Origin of the sequence: Microbispora corallina (assembly GCF_016863035.1) — a bacterium.
Classification (GTDB): Bacteria; Actinomycetota; Actinomycetes; order Streptosporangiales; family Streptosporangiaceae; genus Microbispora; species Microbispora corallina.
Map to the genome: position 1 here is coordinate 288,889 of NZ_BOOC01000013.1, position 25,924 is coordinate 314,812.

At 72.7% G+C, this 25,924-nt stretch carries 24 protein-coding genes; 13 read left to right on the forward strand and 11 right to left on the reverse strand.

Going from position 1 to position 25,924, the window contains the following annotated elements:
* Positions 1-10: 10 nt before the first annotated feature.
* Both Mco01_RS16700 and Mco01_RS16705 read left to right on the forward strand, forming a co-directional pair.
* On the forward strand, positions 11-1,171 hold the full coding sequence (locus Mco01_RS16700; RefSeq protein WP_204057789.1) for a steroid 3-ketoacyl-CoA thiolase: 1,161 nt from the start codon (positions 11-13) through the stop codon (positions 1,169-1,171).
* 129 nt (positions 1,172-1,300) lie between these two features.
* A complete protein-coding gene (locus Mco01_RS16705) occupies positions 1,301-1,972 on the forward strand; it encodes a FadR/GntR family transcriptional regulator (RefSeq protein WP_204057790.1) in 672 nt (223 codons plus the stop codon).
* Between the two features lie 165 nt (positions 1,973-2,137).
* Here the strand turns inward: Mco01_RS16705 and Mco01_RS16710 are convergent, their stop codons facing one another.
* The 8 genes from Mco01_RS16710 to Mco01_RS16745 form a co-directional block, all read right to left on the reverse strand.
* Positions 2,138-3,556, reverse strand: a complete 1,419-nt coding sequence (locus Mco01_RS16710) for a chymotrypsin family serine protease (protein WP_204057791.1) — start codon at positions 3,554-3,556, stop codon at positions 2,138-2,140.
* Between the two features lie 183 nt (positions 3,557-3,739).
* Positions 3,740-4,084, reverse strand: coding sequence for an MmcQ/YjbR family DNA-binding protein (locus Mco01_RS16715; protein WP_204057792.1), 345 nt, complete (start codon positions 4,082-4,084; stop codon positions 3,740-3,742).
* A gap of 40 nt (positions 4,085-4,124) precedes the next feature.
* Positions 4,125-4,967, reverse strand: a complete 843-nt coding sequence (locus Mco01_RS16720; RefSeq protein WP_204057793.1) for an amidohydrolase family protein — start codon at positions 4,965-4,967, stop codon at positions 4,125-4,127.
* A gap of 29 nt (positions 4,968-4,996) precedes the next feature.
* A complete protein-coding gene (locus Mco01_RS16725) occupies positions 4,997-5,926 on the reverse strand; it encodes an aldo/keto reductase (RefSeq protein ID WP_239103658.1) in 930 nt (309 codons plus the stop codon).
* Positions 5,923-6,276: an L-rhamnose mutarotase gene (locus Mco01_RS16730; RefSeq protein ID WP_239103659.1), complete on the reverse strand. Its 354-nt coding sequence runs from the start codon at positions 6,274-6,276 to the stop codon at positions 5,923-5,925. Before Mco01_RS16730 ends, Mco01_RS16725 begins: the two co-directional genes overlap by 4 nt.
* Before the next feature lie 32 nt (positions 6,277-6,308).
* Positions 6,309-7,058, reverse strand: a complete 750-nt coding sequence (locus tag Mco01_RS16735; protein WP_204057795.1) for an SDR family NAD(P)-dependent oxidoreductase — start codon at positions 7,056-7,058, stop codon at positions 6,309-6,311.
* 31 nt (positions 7,059-7,089) lie between these two features.
* A complete protein-coding gene (locus Mco01_RS16740) occupies positions 7,090-8,385 on the reverse strand; it encodes an L-fuconate dehydratase (protein ID WP_204057796.1) in 1,296 nt (431 codons plus the stop codon).
* A gap of 2 nt (positions 8,386-8,387) precedes the next feature.
* Complete coding sequence (locus Mco01_RS16745; RefSeq protein WP_204057797.1) at positions 8,388-9,245, reverse strand: fumarylacetoacetate hydrolase family protein; 858 nt, start codon at positions 9,243-9,245, stop codon at positions 8,388-8,390.
* A gap of 274 nt (positions 9,246-9,519) precedes the next feature.
* On the opposite strand from Mco01_RS16745, the gene Mco01_RS16750 reads away from it, so the two are divergent.
* Complete coding sequence (locus Mco01_RS16750; protein WP_204057798.1) at positions 9,520-10,731, forward strand: cytochrome P450; 1,212 nt, start codon at positions 9,520-9,522, stop codon at positions 10,729-10,731.
* A 45-nt stretch (positions 10,732-10,776) separates the two neighbouring features.
* Here Mco01_RS16750 and Mco01_RS16755 read toward each other — a convergent pair whose 3' ends face one another.
* On the reverse strand, positions 10,777-11,802 hold the full coding sequence (locus tag Mco01_RS16755; RefSeq protein WP_204057799.1) for a GDP-mannose 4,6-dehydratase: 1,026 nt from the start codon (positions 11,800-11,802) through the stop codon (positions 10,777-10,779).
* A gap of 266 nt (positions 11,803-12,068) precedes the next feature.
* On the opposite strand from Mco01_RS16755, the gene Mco01_RS16760 reads away from it, so the two are divergent.
* From Mco01_RS16760 to Mco01_RS16770, 3 genes are all read left to right on the forward strand, one after another.
* On the forward strand, positions 12,069-13,313 hold the full coding sequence (locus Mco01_RS16760; RefSeq protein ID WP_036331222.1) for a glycosyltransferase family 4 protein: 1,245 nt from the start codon (positions 12,069-12,071) through the stop codon (positions 13,311-13,313).
* A gap of 160 nt (positions 13,314-13,473) precedes the next feature.
* The gene (locus tag Mco01_RS16765; protein ID WP_204057800.1) at positions 13,474-14,187 is read left to right on the forward strand and encodes a class I SAM-dependent methyltransferase; all 714 of its coding nucleotides are present in this window, start codon (positions 13,474-13,476) and stop codon (positions 14,185-14,187) included.
* Positions 14,184-15,245 (forward strand): glycoside hydrolase family 15 protein, encoded by a 1,062-nt coding sequence (locus Mco01_RS16770; protein ID WP_204057801.1) that lies wholly within the window; start codon positions 14,184-14,186, stop codon positions 15,243-15,245. The genes Mco01_RS16765 and Mco01_RS16770 overlap by 4 nt, the downstream gene beginning before the upstream one ends.
* 147 nt (positions 15,246-15,392) lie before the next feature.
* Here the strand turns inward: Mco01_RS16770 and Mco01_RS16775 are convergent, their stop codons facing one another.
* Positions 15,393-18,722 carry a golvesin C-terminal-like domain-containing protein gene (locus Mco01_RS16775; protein WP_204057802.1) on the reverse strand — a complete coding sequence of 1,110 codons (3,330 nt, stop codon included), beginning with the start codon at positions 18,720-18,722 and terminating at the stop codon, positions 15,393-15,395.
* A gap of 126 nt (positions 18,723-18,848) precedes the next feature.
* On the opposite strand from Mco01_RS16775, the gene Mco01_RS16780 reads away from it, so the two are divergent.
* Together Mco01_RS16780 and Mco01_RS16785 are read left to right on the forward strand one after the other, a co-directional pair.
* The gene (locus Mco01_RS16780; protein WP_204057803.1) at positions 18,849-21,098 is read left to right on the forward strand and encodes an ATP-binding protein; all 2,250 of its coding nucleotides are present in this window, start codon (positions 18,849-18,851) and stop codon (positions 21,096-21,098) included.
* Positions 21,099-21,291: 193 nt separating this feature from the next.
* Positions 21,292-21,750 (forward strand): hypothetical protein, encoded by a 459-nt coding sequence (locus Mco01_RS16785; protein WP_204057804.1) that lies wholly within the window; start codon positions 21,292-21,294, stop codon positions 21,748-21,750.
* A gap of 16 nt (positions 21,751-21,766) precedes the next feature.
* Here Mco01_RS16785 and Mco01_RS16790 read toward each other — a convergent pair whose 3' ends face one another.
* Positions 21,767-22,408, reverse strand: a complete 642-nt coding sequence (locus tag Mco01_RS16790; RefSeq protein ID WP_084370225.1) for a class I SAM-dependent methyltransferase — start codon at positions 22,406-22,408, stop codon at positions 21,767-21,769.
* Between the two features lie 147 nt (positions 22,409-22,555).
* On the opposite strand from Mco01_RS16790, the gene Mco01_RS16795 reads away from it, so the two are divergent.
* The 5 genes from Mco01_RS16795 to rnhB all read left to right on the forward strand — a co-directional run bounded on the left by Mco01_RS16795 (position 22,556) and on the right by rnhB (position 25,851).
* Positions 22,556-23,053, forward strand: a complete 498-nt coding sequence (locus Mco01_RS16795; RefSeq protein ID WP_036331211.1) for a pyridoxamine 5'-phosphate oxidase family protein — start codon at positions 22,556-22,558, stop codon at positions 23,051-23,053.
* 32 nt (positions 23,054-23,085) lie between these two features.
* A complete protein-coding gene (locus tag Mco01_RS16800) occupies positions 23,086-23,280 on the forward strand; it encodes a ferredoxin (protein ID WP_036331209.1) in 195 nt (64 codons plus the stop codon).
* Positions 23,281-23,336: 56 nt separating this feature from the next.
* On the forward strand, positions 23,337-24,422 hold the full coding sequence (locus Mco01_RS16805) for a Zn-dependent alcohol dehydrogenase (protein ID WP_204057805.1): 1,086 nt from the start codon (positions 23,337-23,339) through the stop codon (positions 24,420-24,422).
* A 118-nt stretch (positions 24,423-24,540) separates the two neighbouring features.
* Positions 24,541-25,026 carry an MSMEG_6728 family protein gene (locus Mco01_RS16810; protein WP_204057806.1) on the forward strand — a complete coding sequence of 162 codons (486 nt, stop codon included), beginning with the start codon at positions 24,541-24,543 and terminating at the stop codon, positions 25,024-25,026.
* Between the two features lie 36 nt (positions 25,027-25,062).
* Entirely contained in the window at positions 25,063-25,851 is a 789-nt protein-coding gene (gene rnhB, locus Mco01_RS16815; RefSeq protein ID WP_204057807.1) for a ribonuclease HII, read from the forward strand.
* The last annotated feature ends 73 nt before the right edge of the window (positions 25,852-25,924 follow it).

Genomic DNA, 25,924 nt, shown 5'->3' on the forward strand with positions numbered 1-25,924 from the left:
GGAGGTCCCCGTGGCCGCACCGGTGATCGTCGAAGCGGTACGGACGCCGATCGGGAAGAAGGGCGGCCGGCTCGCGGGGCTGAAGCCGCAGGCGCTGCTCGCGACGGCCCTCAACGGGTTGATCGGCCGGGCGGGGATCGATCCCTCGATCGTCGGGCAGGTCTTCGCCGGCTGCGTGACGCAGGCCGGTGAGCAGGGCGGCCACATCGGCCGGCACGCCTGGCTGTACGCGGGCCTGCCGTACCAGACCGGGGTGACCACGATCGACGCGCAGTGCGGGTCGTCGCAGCAGGCGGTGCACCTGGTGGCCGCGCTGATCCAGGCCGGCGTGATCGACGCGGGGGTCGCCTGCGGCGTCGAGGTGATGAGCCGCCAGCCGCTCGGCAGCAACGTGCTCCCGGCCCGGCCGCGGCCCGACGACTGGTCGATCGACCTGCCCGACCAGTTCACGGCCGCGGAACGCATCGCCGCCCGGCGGGGGCTGACCCGCGAGCGGCTGGACGCCTTCGGCGCCCGGTCCCAGCAGCTCGCCGCGAAGGCGTGGGCCGACGGGCGGTTCGAGCGGGAGGTCCTCCCCGTCACCGCGCCCGTGCTCGGCGACGACGGCGCCCCCACGGGCGAGAGCCGTACGGTGACCAGGGATGAGGGGCTGCGGGAGACGACGGCCGAGGGGCTCGCCCGGCTGCGCCCGGTGCTCGGCGAGGGCGGCCTGCACACGGCCGGCACGTCGTCGCAGATCTCGGACGGCGCGGCGGCGGTGCTGCTGATGAGCGAGGAGACGGCGGCCCGGCACGGCCTGCGGCCGCGGGCGCGGATCCTGGCCCAGGCGCTCGTCGGCTCCGAGCCGTACTACCACCTGGACGGGCCGGTGGACGCGACCGCGCGGGTGCTGGAGCGGACCGGCATGACGATCGGGGACGTCGACCGGTTCGAGGTCAACGAGGCGTTCGCGGCGATCGTGCTCTCGTGGGCCTCGGCGCACGGGCCGGACATGGACCGGGTCAACGTGAACGGCGGCGCGATCGCGCTCGGCCACCCGGTCGGGGCGACCGGCGCCCGGCTGGTCACGACGGCGCTGCACGAGCTGGAAAGGTCGGACTCCTCGACCGCTCTGGTGACGATGTGCGCCGGAGGGGCGCTGGCCACGGCCACCGTTTTGGAACGCGCCTGACCCGTCAGGAGCCCGGGTGGAAATTCTGTCGGCCCGGGCATCGGAGACGGCGGCGCCGCGCCCTACACTCATGGACATCGGATGTCTTAGAGCCGCGCTGGGCAGCGGGGCCCTCCAGGGAGTGCGTGCGTGGCAGTCACCGACACGGCGATCGACAGAATCAAAGACATGATCATCTCGGGCGAGCTGGCCCCGGGCGACCGGCTGCCCAAGGAGGCGGACCTGGCCGAGCGGCTCGGGCTGTCCCGCAACTCGCTGCGGGAGGCCGTCCGCGCGCTCGCGCTGATCAACGTCCTGGACGTGCGCCAGGGCGACGGCACCTACGTGACGAGCCTGGAGCCGCACCTGCTGCTCGACGCGCTGTCGTTCGTGGTCGACTTCCACCGCGACGACACGGTCCTGCAGTTCTTCGAGGTGCGCAGGATCCTCGAGCCGGCCGCGACCGCGATGGCGGCCACCACCATGTCGGACGTGGACGTCGAGGACCTGCGCAAGATCCTCGACTCCCTGCCCGAGGACCCCAGCGTGGAACAGCTCGTCGCCAACGACCTGGAGTTCCACCATCGGATCGCCGCGGGGTCGGGCAACGCCGTGCTCTGCTCGCTGATCGAGAGCCTGTCCGGCCCGACCGCGCGGGCGCGCATCTGGCGGGGACTCACCCAGGAGGGCGCGCTCGGCAAGACGCGCGAGCAGCACGTGGCCATCTACGAGGCCGTCGCGAACCGGCGGCCGGAGGTCGCCCGGGCCTGGGCGACCGTCCACGTCGCCGGCGTGGAGGAGTGGCTCCGCCAGGCCCTGTGACCCGACGCCGGCCCGCGCGGCCGAAGGCCGCGCAGGCGTGGAGGAGTGGCTCCGCCAGGCCTTGTGACCCGACCCCGGCCCGCCGTGCGCGGGCCGGCGGCCGCCGGCCGGGTGGGCCCAGCCGGGCAGCGGCAGCCGGGCCGCGACGGCGGCCACCCGGCCTGGTCAGCCGGTGACGATGTCGCCGCCGAAGGAGTTGAGGATCTGGGCGATCGAGGTGTACCAGATCCGCCACGAGCACTGGCGTGAGGCGCTGGTCGGAACGCCGGTGCAGGCGACCGGGCTGCCGCCCGCGTCCAGGCCGGTGAAGATGCCCTTGGCCCAGACCTTCGACGTGTCGACCGGGTCGACCTCGATCACCGGGCCGCCGCTGTCGCCGTTGCCGCCCGCGTTCGCGCCGTCCACCTGCTCGGCGAGCACCAGCCGGTTGAACGGCCCGACCGGCTTGCCGCCGAGGAAGAACGTCTGCGTGACGTTGGTGTCGACGATCTCGATGCCGCACCGGGTTCCGGAGTAGGCGCCGCTTGTGCACACGTAGTCGCCGGGGTGGTTGAAGTGACGGCCGGCGACCGGATTGGTGTACTCGCCGCCGCCCGGGCCGCCGTCGAAGATCCGGCCCGCGGACGGGGTGGCGATCAGCAGCGCGTCCAGCTTGGGGTCGGACGACTTGGTGATCTTCCCCATGATGTCGTCGATCGTGCCGCCGCCGTCGTAGGCCCACTGGCCGTCGGACGCGCAGTGGCCCGCGCCGAGCATCCTGGACTGACCGCCGATGGAGACGGCGAAGCCGGTCGAGCAGCTCGGGAGGCCCGTGGTGCCCCACCGCGCGCCGCCGTAGTACGGGCGGGAGTCGTCGTCGCGGCTCGCGAGCCGCGGGACGGTCGAGCCGCGCACGGTGACCGGCACCGAGGCCGACCGCACGTTGGCCAGCTCCCGGCCCGACTCCGCGTCGCCGCTGACGAACACCTGCAACCCGCCCGAGTCAGGTCGCGGGGCGACCCCGGTCACCTGGTTCACCGACGCTTCCAGACCGGCCGGCTTGGCGGCCGTCATCCGGGTGATCTCCGCCTGGAGCTCGGCCGCCGAGTAGGCGGCGCGCTCGACCACCACGGACACACCGGTGTCCCTTGCCAGCAGGGCGCGCACGGACGCCGGCGGCGCGCCCTTCCAGTAGAGGCGGAGCCGGCCGGCCGCGGGCTCGGTGACGATCGAGCCGAAGCCGGCGCCGTCCGGGGTGGCGGCGATCTCCTCGATCTGGTCGGCCACCGCGTCGATCTGCTGCTGGGCGCGGTTCACCTCCTCCCAGGAGGTGAACCCGTCCGGGACCGGGTCGGTGACGACGACGGGCCGGTCGGCGTCGGCCTTGCCCGGCGTGTCCGCCCCGGCCGCGCGGGCGGTCGCGCCGTCCGTCTCCGCCGCGAACGCCGGAGCGGTCGTGCCGCCCTCCATCACCGCCGCGGCCCGGTGGGGGATCGTGCCGTCCGTCTCCGTCGCGGCCGCGCGGGCGGTCGTGCCGCCTCCTGCCATCGCGGCGACGGCCAAGGCCGCCGCGGCCAGCGCCATCAGCGGGCGCCTGGTACTCATCGCTGATCTCCTTGATGTGGTCGTGAGGATTGACCGCATCACGGTAGAAATCACGCGTCCGGCGCTCCGCGTCGAAGTACGCGGTCCGGTTGAGACCTGCGTCACACCGGGACCGCGCCGCCCGGCGGGCCCGCTCCGGGGCGCCGGCGTTCCGGCCGTGGGCGACGATCGCGGCCGGCACGCCTAGCGGCGGGACTCGTGGGCGTCGACGAGCACCTTGGGGGCCGTGAGGCACCACGCCTCGGTGACGAGCTCCAGCAGCTCGTCGGCCTCGATGCCGGACAGGTGCACCACGACCCAGCCGAAGCGGCCCGCGGTGAACTGGACCTCGAACACCTCGGGACGCTCGGCGACGAGCGCGATCTGCTCCTCGATGGTCGCCTTGAGCCCCACCGTCTCGGTGCGCTCCCACAGGTAGCCGAAGCCCTTGCCGCGCACCTTCAGCGAGACCCAGTCGCCACCGTGGCCCTGCTCGACCTCGGGCAGCGTGGCCAGCATGTCGAGGAACTCGTCGACGCTCACACCCATGACCCCGGTCTACCAGAGCCCGCCGACATTTCCCTGCCGGTCAGGACAGGCCGTACCACTCCCGGGCCGTCCCGGCGAAGACCCGCGTCCGCTCGGCCTCGGAGAGCCCGGCGACCAGCTCCCGCGCCAGCCCGGCGACCTGGCCGTACGACGCGGCCAGCTCGCACACGGGCCAGTCGGAGCCGAACATCACCCGTCCGGGCCCGAAGCTCTCCAGCACCCGGTCGGCGTACGGCGTGAAGTGCGGCGTCTCCCAGTCCGTCCAGGACGCCTCGGTCACCAGGCCGGACAGCTTGCAGGCGACGTTGGGCGAGGCGGCCAGGGCGGCGATCTCCGTGTCCCAGGGTTCGGTGCGGCCGGACGCGACCGGGGGCTTGGCCGCGTGGTCGAGCACGAACCGCAGGCCGGGCGTCTCCCGCACCGCCGCGCGGGCGGCGGGGAGCTGCGGCACCAGGACCAGCAGGTCGTAGGCGAGCCCGGCCTCCTCGACGGCCCGCAGGCCGCGCCGGACGTCGGGCCGGGACAGCCAGTCGGGGTCGGGCTCGTCCTGCACCTGGTGCCGGACGCCGGCGAGCCGGTCCCCGCCGGGGAGCCCGCGCAGCTTCGCGATGCGCTCGGCCACGTCGGGGGCCGTCAGGTCCACCCATCCGACGACCCCGGCGACCAGGCCGTCCGAGCCGGCCGCGGTCTCCAGGAACTCCGCGGTCTCGCCCTCGTCGCCGACCGTCTGCACGAGGACGGTCGCGGTGACGCCGGCCGCCGCCGTCTCCCGGCGCAGGTCGTCCAGCCGGTACGGCCTGCGGATGGGGGCCAGGGCGTCCCCGGCCATCCACCCGTACTCCCGCCGGGTGGTGTCCCACAGGTGGTGGTGCGCGTCGATCACGGCGGTCTCCGCAGGGTCGGTCCGCAGGGTCAGGAGGACGACGCGGCCAGGGCGTCGAGGTCGGCCCAGAGCGCGTCGGGGATCGGGCGGGCGGCGAGGTCCATGTTCTGGCGGACCTCGCCTGCGGACCGCATCCCGATCACGACCGAGGCCACGGCCGGGTGCCGCAGGGGGAAGGCCATCGCGGCCTGAGGCAGCGTGACGCCGTGCCGCTCGCACACGCGGGCGATCTCGCGGGCCCGCTCCAGCAGCTCCGGCGGGACCGGCCCGTAGTTGTACGTGCCGCCGGGGTCGTGGCGGGCCAGCAGACCGCTGTTGAACACCGCTCCGGCCACCACGGACACCCCGCGCTCCCGGCACAGCGGGAGCAGCACGTCCTCGCCCGAGCGGTCGAGCAGCGTGTATCGACCGGCCAGGAGGACCACGTCGAGGTCGGTCTCCCTGACGAGGTCGGCGAGCATCTGCCACTGGTTCATCCCGGCGCCGATGGCCCCGACGACCCCCTGGTCGCGCAGCTCCGCGAGCGCCGGGTACGCCTCGGAGACGGCCTCCTTCCAGTGGTTGTCCGGGTCGTGGAGGAGCACCAGGTCGACCCGGGTGAGGCCGAGCCGGCCGAGCGACTCCTCCAGCGAGCGGCGCACGCCGTCCCGGGAGAAGTCCCACACCCGCCGCAGCGTGTTCGGCACGGCGAAGCCCTGGTCGTCCGTGCCGGTCCCGTCGCCGGGCACCAGCAGGCGGCCCACCTTCGTGGAGATCGCGTACTCGTCGCGCGGCCGCTCGCGCAGGGCGTCGCCGAGCCGGCGCTCCGACAGCCCGAGGCCGTAGTGGGGGGCGGTGTCGAAGAACCGGATCCCGGCGTCCCACGCGGCGTCCACGGCGGCCGTGGCCTCCTCGTCGGTGATCGCCGTGTAGAGGTTGCCGATCGGCGCGGCGCCGAATCCGTACGGGGTGAGCTTCACGGCAGCTCCCACACCATCGTCAGGCCGCCCGCGCCGGGGTCGAAGCCGCCGTCGAGGAGCGGGTTGATCCGTGCCTGCCACGCCACGTCCGCCGGGTTGTCGCGGAGGAACTCCTGCAGCCGGGCGTAGTCGTCGACCTCCACGAAGTGGAACAGGTCGAGGCCGTCCCGCCAGATCCGCCAGGTGCGCACGCCGCCCTCCCGCAACGCGGCGTCGAGATCGTCGGGGATGACCGCGTGGATCTTCTCGTACGCCTCCTCCATCCCGGGCTTGAGCTTGGTGTGCAGAGCGACCCGTTGCATGCGGCCTCCCGTCGGGTCGAGGGCTTCGGCGAAACGTGTGATCAGCATGGTGCACGCCCCGCGCGGCGTCGAGAGCGGGGTCAGGTCCGCGGGCGCAGCCGCAGGCCCTGCACGCCCCCGTCGACGGCGAGCGACGCGCCGGTGGTGGCCGAGGCCAGCGGGCTGGCGAGGTACGCGACGGCGTGCGCGATCTCCTCGGGGGTGACCAGGCGGCCCATCGGCTGGCGCTGCACCAGCGCGGCCCGCTCGGCCTCCGGGTCGGGGGCCGCGGCGAGCAGCCGGCCGATCCACGGGGTGTCCGCCGTGCCGGGGTTGACGCAGTTGACCCGGATGCCCTCCTGGATGTGGTCGGCCGCCATGGCCAGCGTCAGCGACAGGACCGCCCCCTTGCTCGCGCTGTACAGGGCCCGGCTCGGCAGCCCCGCGGTCGCGACGATGGAGCAGGTGTTCACGATCGCCGCGTGCCGCGACTCCCGCAGGTACGGCAGGGCCGCCCGGGAGACCCGCACCATCCCGAGGACGTTGACGTCGAGGACGCGCAGCCACTCCTCGTCCGGGTTGTCGGACACGGTCCCTGAGGCGCCCACGCCCGCGTTGTTGATCAGGATGTCGAGCCCGCCGAGCCGCTCGGCGGCGGCCGTGACCGCCTCCCGCACCGAGGCGTCGTCGGTGACGTCGGCCTTGAGCCCGAGGAACGGCTCCCCGGGCGGGTTGAGGTCGAGGCAGGCGACCCGCGCCCCGCGCTCGGCCAGCAGCGTGGCCGTGGCGAGGCCGATGCCGGAGCCGCCCCCGGTCACCAGTGCGGTCAGGCCCTCGAATTCCGCGCTCATCCCAGTCCTCCGTCTCGTCGGGTCCCGCTCGTCATGACGATGCCCAGACCGGGCCGTCGGGATAGGAGTACTCCCGGATCGACTCGGGCCGCATCGTCGAGCTGAACCCCGGCGCGAGCGGCGCCCGGTACGCCCCGCGGTCGATCACGACCGGGTCCACGAAGTGCTCGTGGAGGTGGTCGACGTACTCGATGACCCGGTCCTCCATGGAGCCGCTGACCGCCACGTAGTCGAACATGGCCAGGTGCTGCACCAGCTCGCACAGGCCGACGCCGCCGGCGTGCGGGCACACCGGCACGCCGAACTTGGCGGCCAGCAGCAGGATCGCGATGTTCTCGTTGACCCCGCCGACCCGGGCGGCGTCGAGCTGGAGGTAGGACAGCGCGTCCGCCTGGAGGAGCTGCTTGAAGACCACCCGGTTCTGCACGTGCTCGCCGGTCGCGACCCGCAGCGGCGCGATGCCGCGGGCGATGGCGGCGTGGCCCAGCACGTCGTCGGGGCTGGTCGGCTCCTCGACCCACCACGGGTCGAACTCGGCCAGCGCCCGCACCCAGGAGATCGCGGTGTCCACGTCCCAGCGCTGGTTGGCGTCGATCGCGATCCTGACGTCGTCGCCGCAGGCCTCGCGGGCGATCCGCATCCGCCGGACGTCGTCGTCGAGGTCGGCCCCCACCTTGAGCTTGATCTGGGTGAACCCGTCCTGGCACGCCTCCTTGCACAGGCGGCGCAGCTTGTCGTCGCCGTAGCCCAGCCAGCCGGGCGAGGTGGAGTAGGCGGGGTAGCCGCGCTCCCTGAGCAGCGCCGCCCGCTCGCTCCTGGACGGCTCGGCGGCCCGCAGGATCGCCAGCGCCTCGTCAGGGGTGAGCGCGTCGGTCAGGTAGCGGAAGTCGACCAGGGAGACGATCTCCTCGGGGGACAGCTCGCTCAGCAGCAGCCAGAGCGGCTTGCCCTCCTGCTTGGCCCGCAGGTCCCACAGCGCGTTGACCACCGCGGAGATCGCCATGTGCATGACGCCCTTCTCCGGGCCGAGCCAGCGCAGCTGGGAGTCGTGCGTCATCTCGCGGTACAGCGCGCCGAGGTCGTCGGTCGTCCGGCCCAGCACGTACGGCTCCAGGGCCCTGATGGCGGCCGTCTGGACGTCGTTGCCGCGCCCGATGGTGAACGCGAACCCGTGGCCCTCGTGCTCGCCGGCCCGCAGCACGACGTACGCGGCCGAGTAGTCGGGGTCGGGGTTCATCGCGTCGGAGCCGTCGAGTTCCAGCGAGGTCGGGAAGCGGATGTCGTGCGTCTCGATGGCGGTGATCGGCGCCGAGGTGAGAGTCGTCATCGTCACGCCTGCCCGAGCGTCTGGCGCTGCCGGCCGAGACCGTCGATCTCCAGCTCGACGACGTCGCCCGCGCGCAGGTACGGCTGGCCGGGCATGCCCATGGCGACGCCGGCGGGGGTGCCGGTGTTCACCACGTCTCCGGGCTCCAGGACCATGAACTGGCTCAGGTACCGGACGACCTCGGCGACACCGAAGATCATCTCCTTGGTGTCGCCGTCCTGGCGCGGCTCGCCGTTCACCCAGAGTCGCAGGCCGAGGCTCTGCGGGTCGGGGACCTCGTCGGCCGTCACCAGCCAGGGGCCGACCGGGTTGAACGTCTCACACGACTTGCCCTTGTCCCACTGGCCGCCGCGCTCCAGCTGGAACTCCCGCTCGGAGACGTCGTTGGAGATCGTGTACCCGGCCACGACGCGCAGCGCGTCCTCCCTCGATTCGAGGTACCGGGCGGTCTTCCCGATCACGATCGCGAGCTCGACCTCGTAGTCGGTCTTCACGCTCCGTCGCGGAATCAGCACCTCGTCGAAAGGTCCTATCACTGTGTCGGGCGCCTTCATGAAGACCACCGGCTCGGCCGGAATGTCCGCGCCCGACTCCGCCGCGTGGTCGCGGTAGTTGAGCCCGATGCACACCACCTTGCCCGGCCGGACGACCGGCGCCCCCACCCGCAGCCCGTCCGCGTCCAGGACCGGCAGGTCGCCCTCCTCCAGAGCGGCGCGAACCCGCTCGATCCCGCCGCCGGACAGGAACCGCCCGTCGATGTCTGCCCCGCCGAGGACGCCGGTCAGATCACGCGGGCGCCCGTCGGCGTCCAGCACCGCCGGACGCTCGGCGCCCCTCGCGCCCACCCGTAGAAGCTTCACCAGGCCCCCCTACCATACATCGGATGTTTCCAAGGAGAAGGGAACAGGGGATGGGCCACCGATGTCAAGTGCGCGATCACGCGGGACGACCGCCGGCGATCCGGGCGTGAGGGCTTGCTCACCGCAGGGTCGCTTGACGTGTCCCCGGCGTCGTAATAGAACACGTTTCAGTGAGGGTGCGGACCAAGCGCTTGATCGCCACTGTGGCGACGCCGGCGCGGGCGAGGAGATCGTCCCACTGCACAAGGGCGGCGAAACCCGATTAGGTGGTCCCATGGAAATCAATCTGGTCGACCAGGACCGGTACGCGCGGCAGGGGGTCCCCCACGACCAGCTGCGCTGGTTGAGGGAGAACGCGCCGGTCTTCTGGCACGAGGGAGACCCCGAGCGCGGGTGGCCCGGGTTCTGGGCGGTCACCAAGCACGAGGACGTGGTCCACGTCTCGCGCCGCTCGGACCTGTTCTCCTCGGCCCGCCGGCTGGCCCTGTTCAACGAGATGCCCGAGGAGCAGCGCGAGCTCCAGCGCCTGATGATGCTCAACCAGGACCCGCCGGACCACACCCGGCGGCGGTCGCTCGTCAACCGCGGCTTCACCCCGCGGGTGATCGGCCGGCTGGAGGACCACATCCGCGACATCTGCCACCGGCTCGTCGACGAGGTCGAGCGCAGGAACGAGGTCGACTTCGTACGCGACATCGCCGCCCCGCTGCCGCTCTACGTGATCTGCGAGCTGCTCGGAGCCCCGCCGGAGGACAGGGACAAGCTGTTCGAGTGGTCCAACCGCATGATCGGCAGCGAGGACCCCGACTACGCCAGCAGCCCGGAGGAGGGCCAGGCGGCGGCGGCCGAGGTCTACGCGTACGCGAACGCGCTCGCGGCGGCCCGCAGGCAGGCCCCGAGGGACGACATCGTGACCCGGCTGCTCCAGCCGGGCGACGGCGGCGAGGTGCTGAGCGAGGACGAGTTCGACCTGTTCGTGCTGCTGCTGGTGGTGGCCGGCAACGAGACCACGCGGAACGCGGCGTCGGGCGGCATGCTGACGCTGTTCGAGCATCCCGGGCAGTGGGACCGCCTGGTGGCCGACCCGTCGCTCGCGCGCACCGCGGCCGACGAGATCGTCCGGTGGGTCTCGCCCGTGAACCTCTTCCGCCGCACGGCCACGGCGGACACGGAGATCCGCGGCCAGAGGATCGGCGAAGGTGACAAGGTCGTGGTCTTCTACGCCTCGGCCAACCGCGACGCCGACGTGTTCGCCGACCCGGACGTCTTCGACGTGGGCCGCGACCCCAACCCGCAGATCGGCTTCGGCGGCGGGGGCGCCCACTTCTGCCTCGGCAACCACCTGGCCAAGCTGGAGCTTCGGGTGCTCTACGAGGTGCTCGCCCAGCGGCTGCCGGAGATCCGCCAGACGGGCGAGGCGAAGCGCCTGCGCTCCAACTTCATCAACGGGATCAAGACGCTGCCCGTCTCCCTGAAGGGCAGGTAGCCCGCGAGCGCTCGGGGCGCGGTCTCACGCGCGCCCCGGGCCCTCCTATGGCCAGGAGGAGTCCTGCCCGGGGTCGCCCCCGCCGGCGAGCAGGCGCAGGTCGGACTCGACCATGGTGGCGACCAGCTCCTCGAACGACACGGTGGGCTCCCAGCCGAGCTGCGTGCGCGCCTTCTTGGGGTCGGCGCACAGCAGGTCGACCTCGGCGGGGCGGTGCAGCTCGGGGTCGCACACGACGTGCCGCTCCCAGTCGAGCCCGGCGGCGCCGAAGGCGGCCTCGACGAGCTCGCGGACGGAGTGCGTGCGGCCGGTGCCGATCACGTAGTCCTCGGGCTCCGCGGCGGTCAGCATCAGGTGCATGGCGCGGACGAAGTCACCCGCGAAGCCCCAGTCGCGGCGCGCCTCCAGGTTGCCGAGCCGCAGCTCGCCGGCCATCCCCAGCTTGATCCGCGCGACGCCGAGGGACACCTTCCTGGTCACGAACTCGGCTCCCCGCCGGGGCGACTCGTGGTTGAACAGGATCCCCGACACGGCGAACATGCCGTACGACTCGCGGTAGTTCTGCGTCAGGAAGTGGCCGTACGCCTTGGCCACGCCGTACGGCGAGCGGGGGTGGAACGGGGTGCGCTCGGTCTGCGGGGTCTCCCTGACCTGCCCGAACATCTCCGACGACGAGGCCTGGTAGAAGCGGATCTGCCCGGCCGCCGAGCCGCGTGAGGCGGTGATGCCGGAGCAGACGCGGATGGCCTCCAGCATGCGCAGCACGCCCATGCCGGTCACCTCGGCGGTCAGCTCGGCCTGCTCCCACGACATCGGGACGAACGAGATGGCGCCCAGGTTGTAGACCTCGTCGGGCTGCACCTTCTCGACGGCCGAGATCAGCGAGCCCTGGTCGAGGAGGTCGCCGCGGACGAGCCGGACGTCCTGGAGCAGCTTGCGCACGCGCGGCACCCGGGGGTTGGACTGCCCGCGGACCAGGCCCCAGACCTCGTAGCCCTCGCCCAGCAGATGCTCGGCGAGATAGGAGCCGTCCTGACCGGTGATGCCGGTGAGCAGCGCGCGCTTGGCCAACGGGGTCCTCCTCGTCGCGACCGGTCCCATCGCGAATGGTCTATGAGAGGCGAATGTACCGCCATGCCCGTCTCGCAGTGCCATCCAGCCGGGGAAAAGGAGTAGAACGTGTTACACCGAATCTCGTTCAGGTAAGCTAACCGCGCAGTTCCGGCATGGTGCGTGCACAGCGAGAGACCAATTCCACCTGACCTGTCCAATCTAAGGTCAAATGGTAGGGTTCAGTGGCAGCAGCCCCGAGGGGGCACGGCGGAAAGGGGTGCCTCTTGGCGGAGAGGCTGCGAGTCGCGCTGCTGTCCTACCGCAGCAAGCCCACGTGTGGCGGCCAGGGGGTGTACCTGCGCCACATCAGCCGCGAGCTCGTCGCGCTGGGCCACCACGTCGAGGTCTTCTCGGGTCAGCCGTACCCGGAGCTGGACGAGGGCGTCGTCCTCAACAAGGTCCCGAGCCTGGACCTGTACAACGACGACGACCCCTTCCGCACCCCGCGGCTGGGCGAGTACCGCGACTGGATCGACCTCCTGGAGGTCGGCACGATGTGGACGGCCGGCTTCCCCGAGCCGCTCACGTTCAGCCTGCGGGCCTACCGGGAGCTCAAGAAGCGGCGGGGCGACTTCGACGTCGTCCAGGACAACCAGACCCTCGGGTACGGCGTGCTCGGCATCCAGCGGCACTTCCCTGTGGTCGGCACCATCCACCACCCCATCAGCGTCGACCGGCGGATCGAGCTGAAGGCGGCCAAGGGCTGGAAGAAGCTGTCGATGCGCCGCTGGTACGGGTTCGTGCGCATGCAGAGCCACGTCGCGCCGCGCCTGAGCCCGATCCTCACCGTCAGCGAGTCGTCCCTGGCCGACATCCACCGCGACTTCGGCGTCCCGCAGTCGAACATGCGGCTGATCCCGCTCGGCGTGGACACCCGGTTCTTCCACCCGCGCCCGCACCTGCCGAAACGCCCGGGCTCGATCGTGGCCGTGGCCAGCGCGGACTCGCCGATGAAGGGCGTCGCCACGCTGCTGCGGGCGGTCGCCAAGCTCGCCACCGAGCGCGAGGTCGACCTGACCGTGGTGAGCAAACCCACGCCGGGCGGGCCCACCGAGAAGCTCGTCGCGGAGCTGTCCCTGCACGACAGGGTGCGCTTCGTCCACGGCATCTCCGACGAGGAGCTCGCCGAGCTGATCGCCACCTCCGAGGTGTCGGTCGTCCCCTCGCTCTACGAGGGCTTCTCGCTCCCCGCCGTGGAGCACATGGCGTGCGGCACCCCGCTCGTCGCGTCCCGCACGGGCGCGCTGCCCGAGGTCGTGGGCGACGCCGCCGTCCAGGTGACGCCGGGCGACCCCGAAGAGCTCGCCGCGGTCCTGCGCCGCCTGCTCGACTCCCCCGAGGAGCGCGCCGCCGTCGGCCGCAGAGGCTACGACCGCGTGATGGAGCGCTACGCCTGGCCGGTGGTCGCGCAGCGGACCGTCGAGGCGTACCGCGAGGCGATCGCGGCCCGGACGGCCTCCGGCCGGTGAGCTCCCCCGCGCCGCACGGCTTCCAGCCGGTGAGCTCCCCCGCGCCGTACGGCCTCCGGCCGGTGAGCTCCTCGACGCCGTACGGCGGAAGCCGGGCCGATCTCCCGGGGCCGCGCGCCCGGCGAGGCATGACTGTGGAAGATCACGAAAGGTGGGGCGTGTGCTGACCGTCGACTTCACCCGGCTGCCCGTCGGTCCGGGCGACCGCGTTCTCGACCTCGGCGCCGGCGGGGGCAGGCATGCCTTCGAGGTGCTGCGCCGGGGCGCCGACGTGGTCGCCTTCGACATGGACGCCGCCGAGCTCGAGGCCGTGGCCGCCATGTTCGCGGCCATGGACAAGGAGGGCGAGATCCCGGCGGGCGCGACCGGGGAGACGGTCGTCGGCGACGCGCTGCACATGCCCTTCCCGGACGCGTCGTTCGACCGGGTCATCGCCGCCGAGGTCCTGGAGCACATCCCCGACGACACCACCGCGATGCGGGAGATCGTCCGGGTGCTCAAGCCGGGTGGCCTGGCCGCGATCACCGTGCCGAGCTTCCTGCCGGAGCGCATCTGCTGGGCCCTGTCGGAGGACTACCACACGGCCCCCGGCGGACATATCCGGATTTATACCTTGGCGGAGCTCCAGGCCAAGCTGAAGGCCTCCGGGCTCGTGGTGGGAGACCACCATCACGCCCACGGCCTGCACTCGCCGTACTGGTGGATCAAGTGCGCGGTCGGCGTGAACAACGACGGCCACCCGCTGGCCAAGGCCTACCACGAGCTGCTCGTGTGGGACATCATGAAGCGGCCCCTGGCCACCCGGCTCGCGGAGACCGTGCTCAACCCGCTGATCGGCAAGAGTGTGGTGGTCTACGTCCGGAAGCCCGTATGAGGCGCCTTCCGGCCGTTCCGGGGATCATCACGGCCGAGCAGGTGCTGCGGACCGCCGAGAGCATCGCCGCCGTCCAGGAGGACGACGGCGGCGTCCCCTGGCCCGAGGGGCACGTGGACGCGTGGAACCACGTCGAGTGCCTGATGGCGATGACCGTGGCCGGCCTGCGGGACGAGGCGCGCCGCGGGTACGAGTGGCTGGCCCGGCACCAGCGGCCGGACGGCTCCTGGCCGATGAAGATGGCCGGTGGCGAGCCGGTCGAGGCCGGCGGCGAGTCCAACCACGCGGCCTACGTCGCCGTCGGCGTGTGGCACGACCTGCTCGTGACCGGTGACGAGGACTTCGCCCGCGCGATGTGGCCCGTCGTGTCCCGGGCCCTCGACTTCGTCGTCGGGCTGCAGACGACCCGCGGCGAGATCCTCTGGGAGCGCGCCGCCTCCGGCGAGCCCGCCTCCTACGCCCTGCTCACCGGCTCCTCCTCCATCCACCAGGGGCTGCGCTGCGGGGTGCTGCTCGCCGAACGGCTCGGCGACCCCCAGCCCGACTGGGAGCTCGCCGCCGACCGCCTCGGGCACGTGCTCGTCGCCCACCCCGAGGCGTTCGCGGACAAGAGCCGGTTCTCGATGGACTGGTACTACCCCGTCCTCGGCGGCGCCGTACGGGGACCGCGGGCGGCCCAGCGGCTCGACCTGGAGTGGGACGTGTTCGTGGTCCCCGGGCTCGGCGTGCGCTGCGTCTCCGACCAGCCGTGGGTGACCGGCGCCGAGTCGTGCGAGCTCGTCCTCGCCCTCGACGCCGCCGGCCGGCGCGAACGGGCGCTCGCCGTCTACGCCGACATGCAGCACCTCCGGCACGAGGACGGCTCCTACTGGACCGGGTGGCAGTTCGTGAACCGCCGGCACTTCCCCCACGAGCGGTCGGCGTACACGGCCGCCGCCGTGGTCCTCGCCGCCGACGCCCTCGCCCGGGCCACGCCCGGCTCGGGCGTGTTCCGCGACGCGACGGCCCAGGAGGTCCGCGTCACCGGCGACTGCGGCTGCGAGCGCGCCCACGCCTGACCCCGCCGCCTGCCGGGAACGCGCCGCGCGGCAGAGCCGCCGTCGGTGAGACTCGCCGCGTGGGAGAGCCGCTATCAGGGAGAGCCGCCGTCCGGGTGGGCCGCCGCGCCCCGCCCCCGCGGGGAGGCGCGGCAGCCGCACCGGTGCTCAGCAGGTCCCGGTCGTCCGGAAGTCGATCGCGTCGGCCGCCGTGTAGTACGGCCCGCCGCTCGCCGGCCCGGTGTCGTTGACCGTGACCTTGATCGTGCCGCCGGCGGGCACGTTGTATCCGCCGAGGTCGGCCCACGCGTTGGTCAGCGCGGCCTGGCTCACCCGGACGAGCAGGCCGTACCCGCCGCTGGGGCCGGAGACCGCGACCGCGTACCCCGCCTGGGGGTTGCTGGCGTAGTTGTCCGGGACGAACGCGCGGACCCGCACGCACCCGCCCGCACGCGGCAGGCCGCTCGGCGAGTACGTCGCGGTCGAGACGGACGTCGAGCCGCCCGCGTTGGTCCAGCGCTCGTTGCCGCGCAGCCCGTGGCCCGTCCGCCGGTACCACCCGTGGTCGTCGCCGTCGCCGGTCGTCGGCCCGGCGAGGGCGAGGCCCGGGCCGCCGGGGTCGACGACCGTGGACATCCGCGCCACGTTCGAGCACGAGGCGGGCGTGAACTTCACGGCGTCCGCCGCGACGTAGGCGCCCGTGGGGTTCTGGTCGGTGACCGTCACCGTCATCCCGCCGCTCGCGTCGGTCTGGAACACCCCGAGCGGGACGAACGCGTTGGTGGTGCCGTTCTGGTCGACGTCCGCGAGCGTGGGCGTCGAGAAGGCCGAGTCGGTCACCGTGTAGAGCGCGGCCGGGGAGTTGCTGTAGTTGTCCGGGACGAACGCCTCGACGAGGTAGCACCCGACCGGCAGCACCGGCCGGTACGTCGCCGTCGACACCGCCGTGACACCGTTGGTGTGGGTGTAGCGCTCGTTGCCGCGCAGCCCGTGGTTCGCCTGGGCGTACCAGACGTCGGCGGTGCCGAACCCGGGCGTGCCGGCGTCCATCACCAGCGCCGTGCGGTAGGTGGTCGCGCACGACGCCTGGGGGATGAACCGCATCCCGTCGGCGGCGACCTGATGGCTCAGGTCCGGCGGCCCCTGGTCGGTCAGCAGCACGGTGATGCGTCCTCCTCCGTCCGCCTGGAAGAGGCCGAGCTTGACGTACTCGTTGGTGTGGACGTTCTCGTCGACCGGCACGACCGACGTGCCGAACTTCTGGTCCGTGACCGTGTACAGCGCGTGGCCGGAGTTGGACCAGGTGTCGGGCACGAAGGCGTCGACCTCGTAGCAGCCGCCGGGGTTGCCGAGGACCGGGCTCCACGTCGCCGTCGAGTCGGCGTTCCCGGTGTGGGTGTTGGTGTAGAGCTGGTGGCCTGCCACGCCGTGCCCGTTGCTGGTGGACCAGCCGTGGACGGTGCCCGGGTAGGCCGACCCGGCGAGCGTGAACGAGGGGCCGCCGGAGTCGCTCAGCGGGCCGTACGTGCCGACGGGATAGGAGTCGGTCCAGGAGCTCAGCCCGGGGCTCGGGGTGGCCGCGCCGTCGCCGAGGTGGACGAAGGCGGCCGGCCAGGAGAAGTGGAAGCTCCGGTTGTACTTGTTCTCGGTGCCGCCGCCGGACCTGGTCACCACGTCGGTGCTCCACATCCCGGTCCCCAGCAGGTTGTACTGCTCGATTTGGATCGTGTCGGCGTCGAAGACGTCCGTCACGTAGGCCACGTGGCCGAACTGGCCCATGCCGTGCGCGCCGTCCTCGGCCGACGTGGGCCACACGGCGATCGCCCCCGGCTGGGGGACGCCGTCGACCGGCACCCCGTAATAGGGCGCGGCGTGCAGGCCCTGGTCCGACCTGACCCAGTCGTGCGCGTCTCCCCAGGTGCCCGCCTTGCTCGACGATCCCGCGTAGCTCACGACGGGGCTGATAGCGGCGTCGGCCGGCTTCCATGCGACGGCCGGGAGCATCTTCGGGTCGGGCCGCTGGGCGCCGCCCAGGTTCTCGTACACCTTCCACGCGGCGAACGAGTCGCACTGGCCGTAGAACTCGGTCCAGCCGTCGATCCCCTCGTTCTTGCCGAACAGGCCCATCCCGCCGTACGGGTAGTCGTTGCCCGTGTGGGCCGCGTGGCCGACCTGGGCCACCGGCGGCGCCAGCAGGAGCTGCCTGATCTCCGCGAGCGCGTGCCTCCGGGTGGCGGCCGGCTGCGTGTACGGCATGCCGTCCATCCCGCGCGTGCACCATCCGGTGCAGACCCACGCCTTGGTCGAGGCGGAGTCGGAGTCGTTCAGGTAGTAGGGGCTGTGCGCGCAGAACTCGCCGGCGGTGAGCGTGACCGGCCCGATGGTCCACGGCCCGGCGATGTAGACGCAGGTGTTGGCCTCGTGCTGGTAGGCCACTCCGCCGGAGTCGTAACCGTCCAGGAGCAGGCCGTCGATCACCTCGACCCTGCCGTAGAGGATCTTGAAGGGCGCGTCCATGGCGAGCTGGCTGTCGGCCGCCACCACGAAGTCGGTGTCCGGATATTTCACTGTGAGGTTCGCCTGGTTCATCCAGGACGTCTCGCCGCCCTTGGCGTCCCCGACCGATCCCTTCACGGACGAGGCCATCAGCATCCACACCGCGTTGTCGCCACCGGTGGGCGTGCCCGCTCCGATGACGTCGCGGATGAAGCCGCCGGTGTCCATGCCGACGACCCCCCAGGGGCCGATGTTCGCCAGCGAGCAGTGGTCGGCCAGGCCGGGACAGACGGTCATGTCCTTGACCTCCCGGCTGCCGTCGCTGGCGTTGTAGACGGCGGCGTACACGCCGGAGAGCCCCCCGTGGGGGGTGGCGACCGTGACGACCCGGGCGACCAGAAGCGGGGTGTCCGGGAAGGCGGCCTTGTGGTTCGCGGCGCCGGAGAACGCGATCGCCGCCCTGGTCAGCAGCCCGCCCATGCTGTGGGCCAGGATGTTCACCGGCTGGCCCTTGCTGGTGAACCGGTCGTGGATGTACCAGGCGAGCATGCAGGCCAGGAAATAGGCCTGGTCCTGGGTGTAGCCGTTGCCCCCCGCGCCGTACGCCCCCGCACAGGTCGCCTGCCCGGACCCCGAGTACGCGTAGTCGCGCACCGAGTCCGTGCAGTCGCGTCCCGCGTGGTCGTCGTACGCGATCGAGCCCTTGGTCATCGAGGTGGCGGTCCAGGCGGAGTCGTAGTAGCCGACCGTGTGGACGAGCCCGGGATCGAACCCGTGGGTCGTGAGGTAGTGGAGGGTGGTGTCCGACGGGCTGCCGGTGTCGTTCTTGTCGACGGACGTGAAGGCCTTGCAGCTGTCGGAGTACCCGTGGACCAGCAGGAGAGGCGTTCCGGTGAGCCTGGGCGCCGTGGCCGCGCTCGCGGGCGGGCTGTGGGGCGGGAGCGCGACCAGCCCGAACGCGACCAGCGCGATCGCCAGGACGCGTGCGACGAATCGGGGCACAGAGGGCCTCCTTGGGGGCGCGGGGGGAACGGCGACGAGCATGGGGGTGCGCGCCCAGCATCAGGCGGGTGAAATGTCCCTCCACAGGGGTTGCCTGTTGACTGTTGAATTGGCAACATTCGCGCCATGATCGGGTCAACGCGGTGCGGGGACTTCGGCAGCGAGTTGCGTCGCCTGCGTACGGCTCGCGGACTCTCACTCACCGCGCTCGCCCGGCAGGTCAACTACACCAAGGGCTACCTCTCGAAGATCGAGTCGGGCCGGCGGCCGCCGAACGCCGAGGTGGCGCGCCGCTGCGACGCCGCGCTGAACGCCTCGGGCCATCTCATCGGGCTCGTGAAACCGCCGGGGTCGCCGTCGCGGGACGCCGGCACGCCGCCGCGGCAGATCCCGCCCGTGGCCGCCGGCTTCGTGGGACGGCAGGTGGAGAGCGAGCGGCTCGACAACCTCACGGCGCTGCCCGTGACGGCCGAGCCGCCTCCCGCCGTCGTGATCACCGGGCCGGCGGGCGTGGGGAAGTCCACGCTCGCGTACTGGTGGGCGCGCCGCCGGATCGACCGGTTTCCCGACGGCGTGCTCGTCGCGAACCTGCGAGGGTTCGGGCCCGCCGAGCGCCCCGCCGACCCGTCCGGCGTGCTGGAGGGGCTGCTGCGCTCGCTCGGCGTGCTCCCGCACGCGATCCCGGCCTCCCTCGACGACCGCGCGGCCGCCCTGCGCACGGCGCTGTCCGGCCGCCGCATGCTGATCGTCCTCGACGACGCGGCCGACCCCGAGCAGGTGCGCCCGCTGCTGACCGGCTCACCTCTCTGCCGGACGATCGTGACCAGCAGGACCACGATGTCGGGCCTCGTGGCCAGGGACGGCGCGGTGCGCCTGCCGGTGGGCCCGCTGCCGTCCGGCGACTCCTGGGCGCTGCTGCGCTCGGCCGTCGGGGACGACCGGATCCAGGCCGGCGACGAGGCGGCCGAGCGGATCGTGCGGGCCTGCGCCGGGCTGCCCCTGGCGCTGCGGATCGCCGCGGAGCGACTGGCCCGCCTGCCGGACTCCCAGCTCGCGGCGCTGGCCGACGAGCTGTCCAGGGGCGGGAGGCGGCTCGACCTGCTGCGCGCCGACGACGACGACGCCGCGACCGTGCTGGCGGTGCTGCTCTGGTCGTACGAGCGGCTCCCGCCGGACGCGGCCCGGCTGTTCCGGCTGGTGGGGACGCTCACGACCGCCGACATCGGCGAGGCGGCCGCGGCCGCCCTGCTGGACGTGACACGGGAGAAGGCAGAGCGGGCGCTCGGCGAGCTCGCCGGCATCCACCTGCTCGAACCCTCCGGGGGCGGCAGGTACCGCATGCACGACCTCGTCCGCGAGTTCGCGGCCGGGCTCGCCGACGAGCGGGACTCCTCCTCGGGCCGCACGGAGGCGGTCGGCCGGCTCGCCACCTGGTACGTGCACGCGCTCGCCGCCGCCGACCGGGTCCTGATGCCCCACCGGCCCAACGCCGACCCCGGCCCCGCCCCCGCGGAGCTCGACGTGCCGGAGTTCGCCGGCCACGCCGAGGCCATGGCCTGGTGCGAGGCCGAGCGGGTGAACGTCGCGCCGGTCGTGCGGATGGCCGGCGATCACGGGCTGGACGAGCCGGCCTGGCAGCTCGCCGCCCTGGTCTCCGGCTTCTACATGCAGTCGAAGTACTGGTCCGAGTGGCGCGAGGCGACCGAGGCGGGGCTGCGCTCCGCGCGTCGCGCGGGCGACCTCGCGGGCGAGGCCCGGCTGCTCAACAGCCTCGGGGTCATCCACGGCGACCTGCGCCGCTACGAGGAGTCGCTCGAGTGCTTCGAGCGGGTGGTGGACATCCGCCGCCGGCTCGGCGACCGGCGCGGGGAGGCCGCCGCCCTGACGAACGTGAGCAGCGTCAACCACCGCATGGGCCGTCCGGGACGGTCGATGAAGCTGCTGACGGCCGTGCTGGCGATCGACAGGGAGCTCGGCAACGAGTACGGCGAGGCGGTCACCCGCACCAACCTCGGCGCCGCCGCGCTCGACCTGAAGCGGTACGACGAGGCCCTCGGCCACTTCGAGACCGGGCTCGCGATCCTGCACCGGCTGGGCAACCGGTACGCCGAGGGCATGGCGCTCGACAGCATCGGGAAGCTGCACACCGCCATGGGCGACTACGAGAAGGCCGCGCGCAGCCACCGGGCCGCGCTCGCGATCTTCCGGGAGATCGAGGACCGGCACAACGAGGCCGGCAGCCTGCACCTGCTCGGCACGGCCCTGCTCAACGCGGGCCACGGCCAGGAGGCCCGCCGGGTCCTGCGCTCGGCCCTGGCGATCTTCGAGCGGAGCGGGGCCCCCGAGGCCGAGGAGGTCCGGGCCCTGCTGTCCTGACGCCGTGTCCTCGGTCGAGCGGCAGCCGGATCCCCATCCGCTCGGTGATCCAGCCCGGCCTCTTCGAGGCCACGCGGCGACCGCCGGGCTCGTCGTGTGATCTCGGTCTCATTCCGGATCCGCCCGTCACGATCGTCCGTCCGGAGGCCTCTGTACCCGTGAACCTCCCGACCCCGTTCAGAAAGGATCGATCGTGCGCAGAAACGCGTTCCGATTCCTGGGCGCCGCCGCCGTCATCGCCGCGACGGCCGTCGTCAGCACTCCCGCCAGCGCCAACACCTACATGGTGGGCAGCTGCGGGTCCGGATACTCCGTCCAGGAGGCGTTCCCCCTCAGCAGCGACACCGCCCCCGCCACCGGTTCCGGCGTCATCTTCCTCTACTACAACAGCTCCACCGGCAAGAACTGCGCGATCCTGCGCCGTGACGTCGACTTCGTGGCGTCGGGAGGCATGGGCATCACGCTCCGGGTCTCCGACGGCCAGGTCGCCACCGACGCGAGCAGCAACTACCGCTCCTACGCGGGTCCGGTCTACCTGTACGGCCGGGGCCACTGCGTGAGCGTCGACGCCTGGGTGCGCGGCTACTGGAAGGACAGCGCCTACCTGTCGCACACCGACACCGGCGGCATCGCCTGGAGCCACTGCGGCTGAGCGGTGATCCCCGAGCTCACGAGATCGGCGTGAACGGCGCGGCGGTGCGGACGAGGAGGCGGAGCGAGCCGACCGCCCGCGCTTCGGTGAACGCCCCGGAGCCGAGGGCCCGCCGGTACACCCGGTAGGGGGCCTGGCCGCCGTCCGCCGGGTCGGGGTAGATGTCGTGGAACACCAGCGCCCCGCCCTCCATGAGGTGGGGCGCCCACCCCTCGTAGTCGGCCGTCACCGGCTCCTCCGAGTGCCCGCCGTCGATGAAGAGCATGGCCAGCGGCGTCGCCCAGTGGCGGGCCACCGTGGCGGACGCCCCGACGACGGCGACGACCTCGTCCTCCAGTCCCGCCTCGGCGATCGTGCGCCGGAAGAACGGCAGCGAGTCCATCCTGCCGAGCCGCGGGTCCATCAGGTCGGGGTCGTGGTGCTCCCAGCCCGGCTGGATCTCCTCCGAGCCCCGGTGGTGGTCCACGGTGAACACGACGGACCCCGTCCGCCGGGCCGCCGCCCCCAGGTATACGGCCGACTTGCCGCAGTAGGTCCCGATCTCGCAGATGGGCCCGCGGGGGCCGTACTCGCAGGCGATCTCGAACAGCGCCGCGCCCTCGCCGGGCGGCATGAAACCCCTGGCCCGCTCGGCGTGGCGGCGGAGGTCCTCCGGCATCTCCGGCATCGTGGCAGCCAAACGATCATCCCTCCGTACGGCGTGTGGTGGAACCCTACCGACCCCGCGACGGACCCGGCGAAACGACCCGAACAACATTCCGCCAGCCCCTTGTCGCCCCTTGTGGAACGTGTTCTACTTCACTTCGTGAACCAGCGAGCCCGCATCGCGATGACCGACGACGAGATCGCCGCCTTCCTGCGGGACGCCCGCAAGCTCCAGCTCGCCACGATCAACCCCGACGGCACGCCGCACCTGGTCACGATGTTCTACGGCCTGACCGACGGAAGGCTCACCTTCTGGACGTACGGCAAGGCCCAGAAGACCCGCAACATCGAGCGGGACCCGAGGGTGAGCTGCCTGGTCGAGACCGGCGAGGACTACGCCGAGCTGCGCGGCGTGCTGGTGTACGGCAAGGCCCGGCTCATCGACGACCCGGGGGCCGTCCTGGAGATCGGGCTGGACATCACCGCGCGCATGACGGGCGCCGGCGAGGCCGCCGCCGCGGACGAGGCCTTCCGCGGCTACGTCGAGCACACCGCCCGCAAACGGGTCGCGTTCGTGGTCGAGCCGGACCGCGTCGTCTCCTGGGACCACGCCAAGCTGGCCGGCGATAGCGTGGGGCGACAGCGGTCTCAGGCGTGAGACCGCGAGCCGCCGAAGAGGAGGACTGCGCCGTGAAGGTCAAGGTCGACTACCTGGTGTGCGAGGCGAACGCCGTCTGCATGGGGTTGGCACCGGAGGTCTTCGAGGTCGACGACGACGACCAGCTCCACGTCCTCATGCCGGAGCCGCCGGCCGAGCTGCTCGACCGCGTGCGCCACGCCGTGCGCTCCTGCCCCAAGGCCGCCCTGTCCCTCGAGGACGAGTGACCCCGATCAGTTCAGAACCATGACACTCGACGACGAGTAACCCCCCGGGAGGTCCCATGCGCGGCGCGCTCTTGCACGCGGTCGGCGACGACAAGCTCGACATCCGTGACGACTTCACCCTCGCCCCCATGGGGCCGGGCGACGTTCGGGTGCGGATCAAGGCGACCGGCGTCTGCCATTCCGACCTCTCGGTGCTCACCGGGGTCCTGCCGATGCCGCTGCCGGTGATCCCCGGCCACGAGGGCGCGGGCGAGGTCGTCGAGGTCGGGGACAACGTCACCACCGTCCAGCCGGGCGACCACGTCATCATCAACTGGACGCCCGCCTGCGGCGAGTGCTTCCACTGCACGGTCGGCCAGCCCAACCTCTGCATGACGTACGTCATGAAGAGCTTCGCCGAGGCCCGCTTCCGGTACGGCGGCGAGACCCCGGCGTTCGGCATGGCGGGCTGCGGCACGTGGGCCGAGGAGATCGTCGTCCCCTGGCAGGGCGCCATCAAGGTCGACCCCGAGGTCTCCTACGAGGCGGCCGCCCTGATCGGCTGCGGCATCACCACGGGCGTCGGGGCCGTGCTCAACACCGCGAAGGTGCGGCCCGGGTCCACGGTCGCCGTCGTCGGCTGCGGCGGCGTCGGCCTGTCGGTCATCCAGGGCGCCCGGGTCTCCGGAGCCACCACGATCCTCGCGATCGACCCGCTGGAGTCCAAGCACGCGCTGGCCAAGAAGGTGGGCGCCACCCATGCCTGCACCCCCGACCAGCTCATGGACGCCATCGGCTCCCTCACCGGCGGGCAGGGCTTCGACTACGGCTTCGAGGTGGTCGGGAAGTCGGCCGCCATCATGACGGCCTGGCAGGCGACCCGGCGCGGCGGCGACGTCATCGTGGTGGGGGCCGGCGCGATGGACGACCAGGTGCCGTTCAACGCCTTCAGCCTGCTGTTCGAGGGCAAGAACCTGCTCAGCTCCCTGTACGGCGGGGCCGACGTGCGCCGGGACTTCCCGCTGTTCGCCAACCTGTACAAGGCGGGCAAGCTCGACCTCGACAGCATGATCAGCTCGCGGATCAGGATCGGCGACCTGAACGACGCGGTCGCCGCCCTGAGGAGCGGCGAGGTCCTGCGGCAGATCGTCGTCTTCGACTGACCCCCGTCCCGGGCCGGCCTCGTCTCCCGGGCCCGCGGACGACGTGCTCCGCGGGCCCGTGCGAGATCTCCCCCGAGGGCCGGATATCGGCCGGCCCGCCGGGTAACCGAACGGGTACATGCAGACCTTCCTGCCGTACCCGGACTTCTCCGCCACGGCGCGCGTCCTCGACCCGCGCCGCCTGGGCAAGCAGCGCGTCGAGACGATCCAGGTGCTGCGCTCCCTATCCGTCCCGGGGTACGGCTGGCGGCACCATCCGGCGGCGCGGATGTGGAGGGGCTACGAGGAGGCGCTGGTCCGGTACGGCCTGGAGATCTGCGCCGTCTGGTGCGCCATGGGCCGGGCCGACACCTGCGCGGACACGCTCACCCGCGAGCTCCTCGGCGTCCGGGGGGTCGGCCGGCCGCGCGGGCAGGAGGAGCTGGCGGCGGCCGGGGAACTGCCGCCCTGGCTCGGCGACCCCGCCCTGCACCGCAGCCACCGGTCGGCGCTCCTGCGCAAGGACCCGGACTTCTACCGGCCCTTCTTCCCGGAGGACCCCGACGACCTCCCGTACGTGTGGCCGGTCTCCGACCGGCCCCGCTCCGCCATGCCCCCCGACTGACCGCCGTACGGAGTGCGGCGCTGCCATGATGGGCGGATGCGCACCCCTCGCACACCCGCCGGCGCCCCAGGCGACGCCTCCTCCGCGCTGCCCGGTCTGGAGGCCGTGACGCGCGCGCCCCGGCGCAGGGCGGCCGGGTACGAGATCGAGGAGGAACTGCGCGCGGCCGGGGCGGCCGTCGTCGCCGGGGTCGACGAGGTGGGCCGGGGCGCCTGGGCCGGACCGGTCGTCGTGTGCGCGGCGGTCGCCGGGCTCGGCGCGCCGCCCGAGCTGCCCGGCCGCGGCGGCAGGCCCGTACGGCTGACCGACTCGAAGCTGCTCCTGCCCGCCCACCGGGAGGCGTTCGCGCAGGCGCTCCCCGGGTGGCTGGCGGCCCACGCCTTCGGGGAGTCGGGGCCGGAGGAGATCGACGAGGTGGGGATGACCGAGGCGCTGAGGCGGGCCACCCGCCGGGCGCTGGAGGCGCTGCCCCGGCGGCCCGACGTGGTCCTGCTGGACGGCGCGCACGACTTCCTCGGGTCGCCCTGGCGGGTGCGCTGCGAGATCAAGGCCGACCAGCGGTCGGTGACGGTGGCCGCCGCCTCGGTGCTGGCCAAGGTCCGGCGCGACCGGTCGATGGCCGCCCTGGAGGACGACCATCCGGCGTACGGGTTCGCCGCCAACGCGGGCTACCCCTCCCCCGTCCACCAGGAGGCCCTGGCGGAGCACGGCCCGACGCCGCACCACCGCCTGTCCTGGTCCTACCTCGACGACCTGCCCCGCTGGCGGCACCTCAGGAAGCACCGCGACCCGCTCGCCGGATCAGGCCAGATCTCCCTGCTCTGACCGGAGCCCCTCCTCGGCGGTCGCCTGCCGGGCCGGACTGGACGCGCCCGGCCCGGGAGGACGTCTCAGCCCT

Excerpts from the sequence above, each read along its gene's own strand:
- Mco01_RS16710 (WP_204057791.1), bottom strand. The coding sequence starts at position 3,556 with ATGAGTACCAGGCGCCCGCTGATGGCGCTGGCCGCGGCGGCCTTGGCC.
- Mco01_RS16715 (WP_204057792.1), bottom strand. The coding sequence starts at position 4,084 with ATGGGTGTGAGCGTCGACGAGTTCCTCGACATGCTGGCCACGCTGCCC.
- Mco01_RS16730 (WP_239103659.1), bottom strand. The coding sequence starts at position 6,276 with ATGCTGATCACACGTTTCGCCGAAGCCCTCGACCCGACGGGAGGCCGC.
- Mco01_RS16735 (WP_204057795.1), bottom strand. The coding sequence starts at position 7,058 with ATGAGCGCGGAATTCGAGGGCCTGACCGCACTGGTGACCGGGGGCGGC.
- Mco01_RS16740 (WP_204057796.1), bottom strand. The coding sequence starts at position 8,385 with ATGACGACTCTCACCTCGGCGCCGATCACCGCCATCGAGACGCACGAC.
- Mco01_RS16750 (WP_204057798.1), top strand. The coding sequence starts at position 9,520 with ATGGAAATCAATCTGGTCGACCAGGACCGGTACGCGCGGCAGGGGGTC.
- Mco01_RS16770 (WP_204057801.1), top strand. The coding sequence starts at position 14,184 with ATGAGGCGCCTTCCGGCCGTTCCGGGGATCATCACGGCCGAGCAGGTG.
- Mco01_RS16780 (WP_204057803.1), top strand. The coding sequence starts at position 18,849 with ATGATCGGGTCAACGCGGTGCGGGGACTTCGGCAGCGAGTTGCGTCGC.
- Mco01_RS16790 (WP_084370225.1), bottom strand. The coding sequence starts at position 22,408 with ATGCCGGAGGACCTCCGCCGCCACGCCGAGCGGGCCAGGGGTTTCATG.
- Mco01_RS16805 (WP_204057805.1), top strand. The coding sequence starts at position 23,337 with ATGCGCGGCGCGCTCTTGCACGCGGTCGGCGACGACAAGCTCGACATC.
- Mco01_RS16810 (WP_204057806.1), top strand. The coding sequence starts at position 24,541 with ATGCAGACCTTCCTGCCGTACCCGGACTTCTCCGCCACGGCGCGCGTC.
- rnhB (WP_204057807.1), top strand. The coding sequence starts at position 25,063 with ATGCGCACCCCTCGCACACCCGCCGGCGCCCCAGGCGACGCCTCCTCC.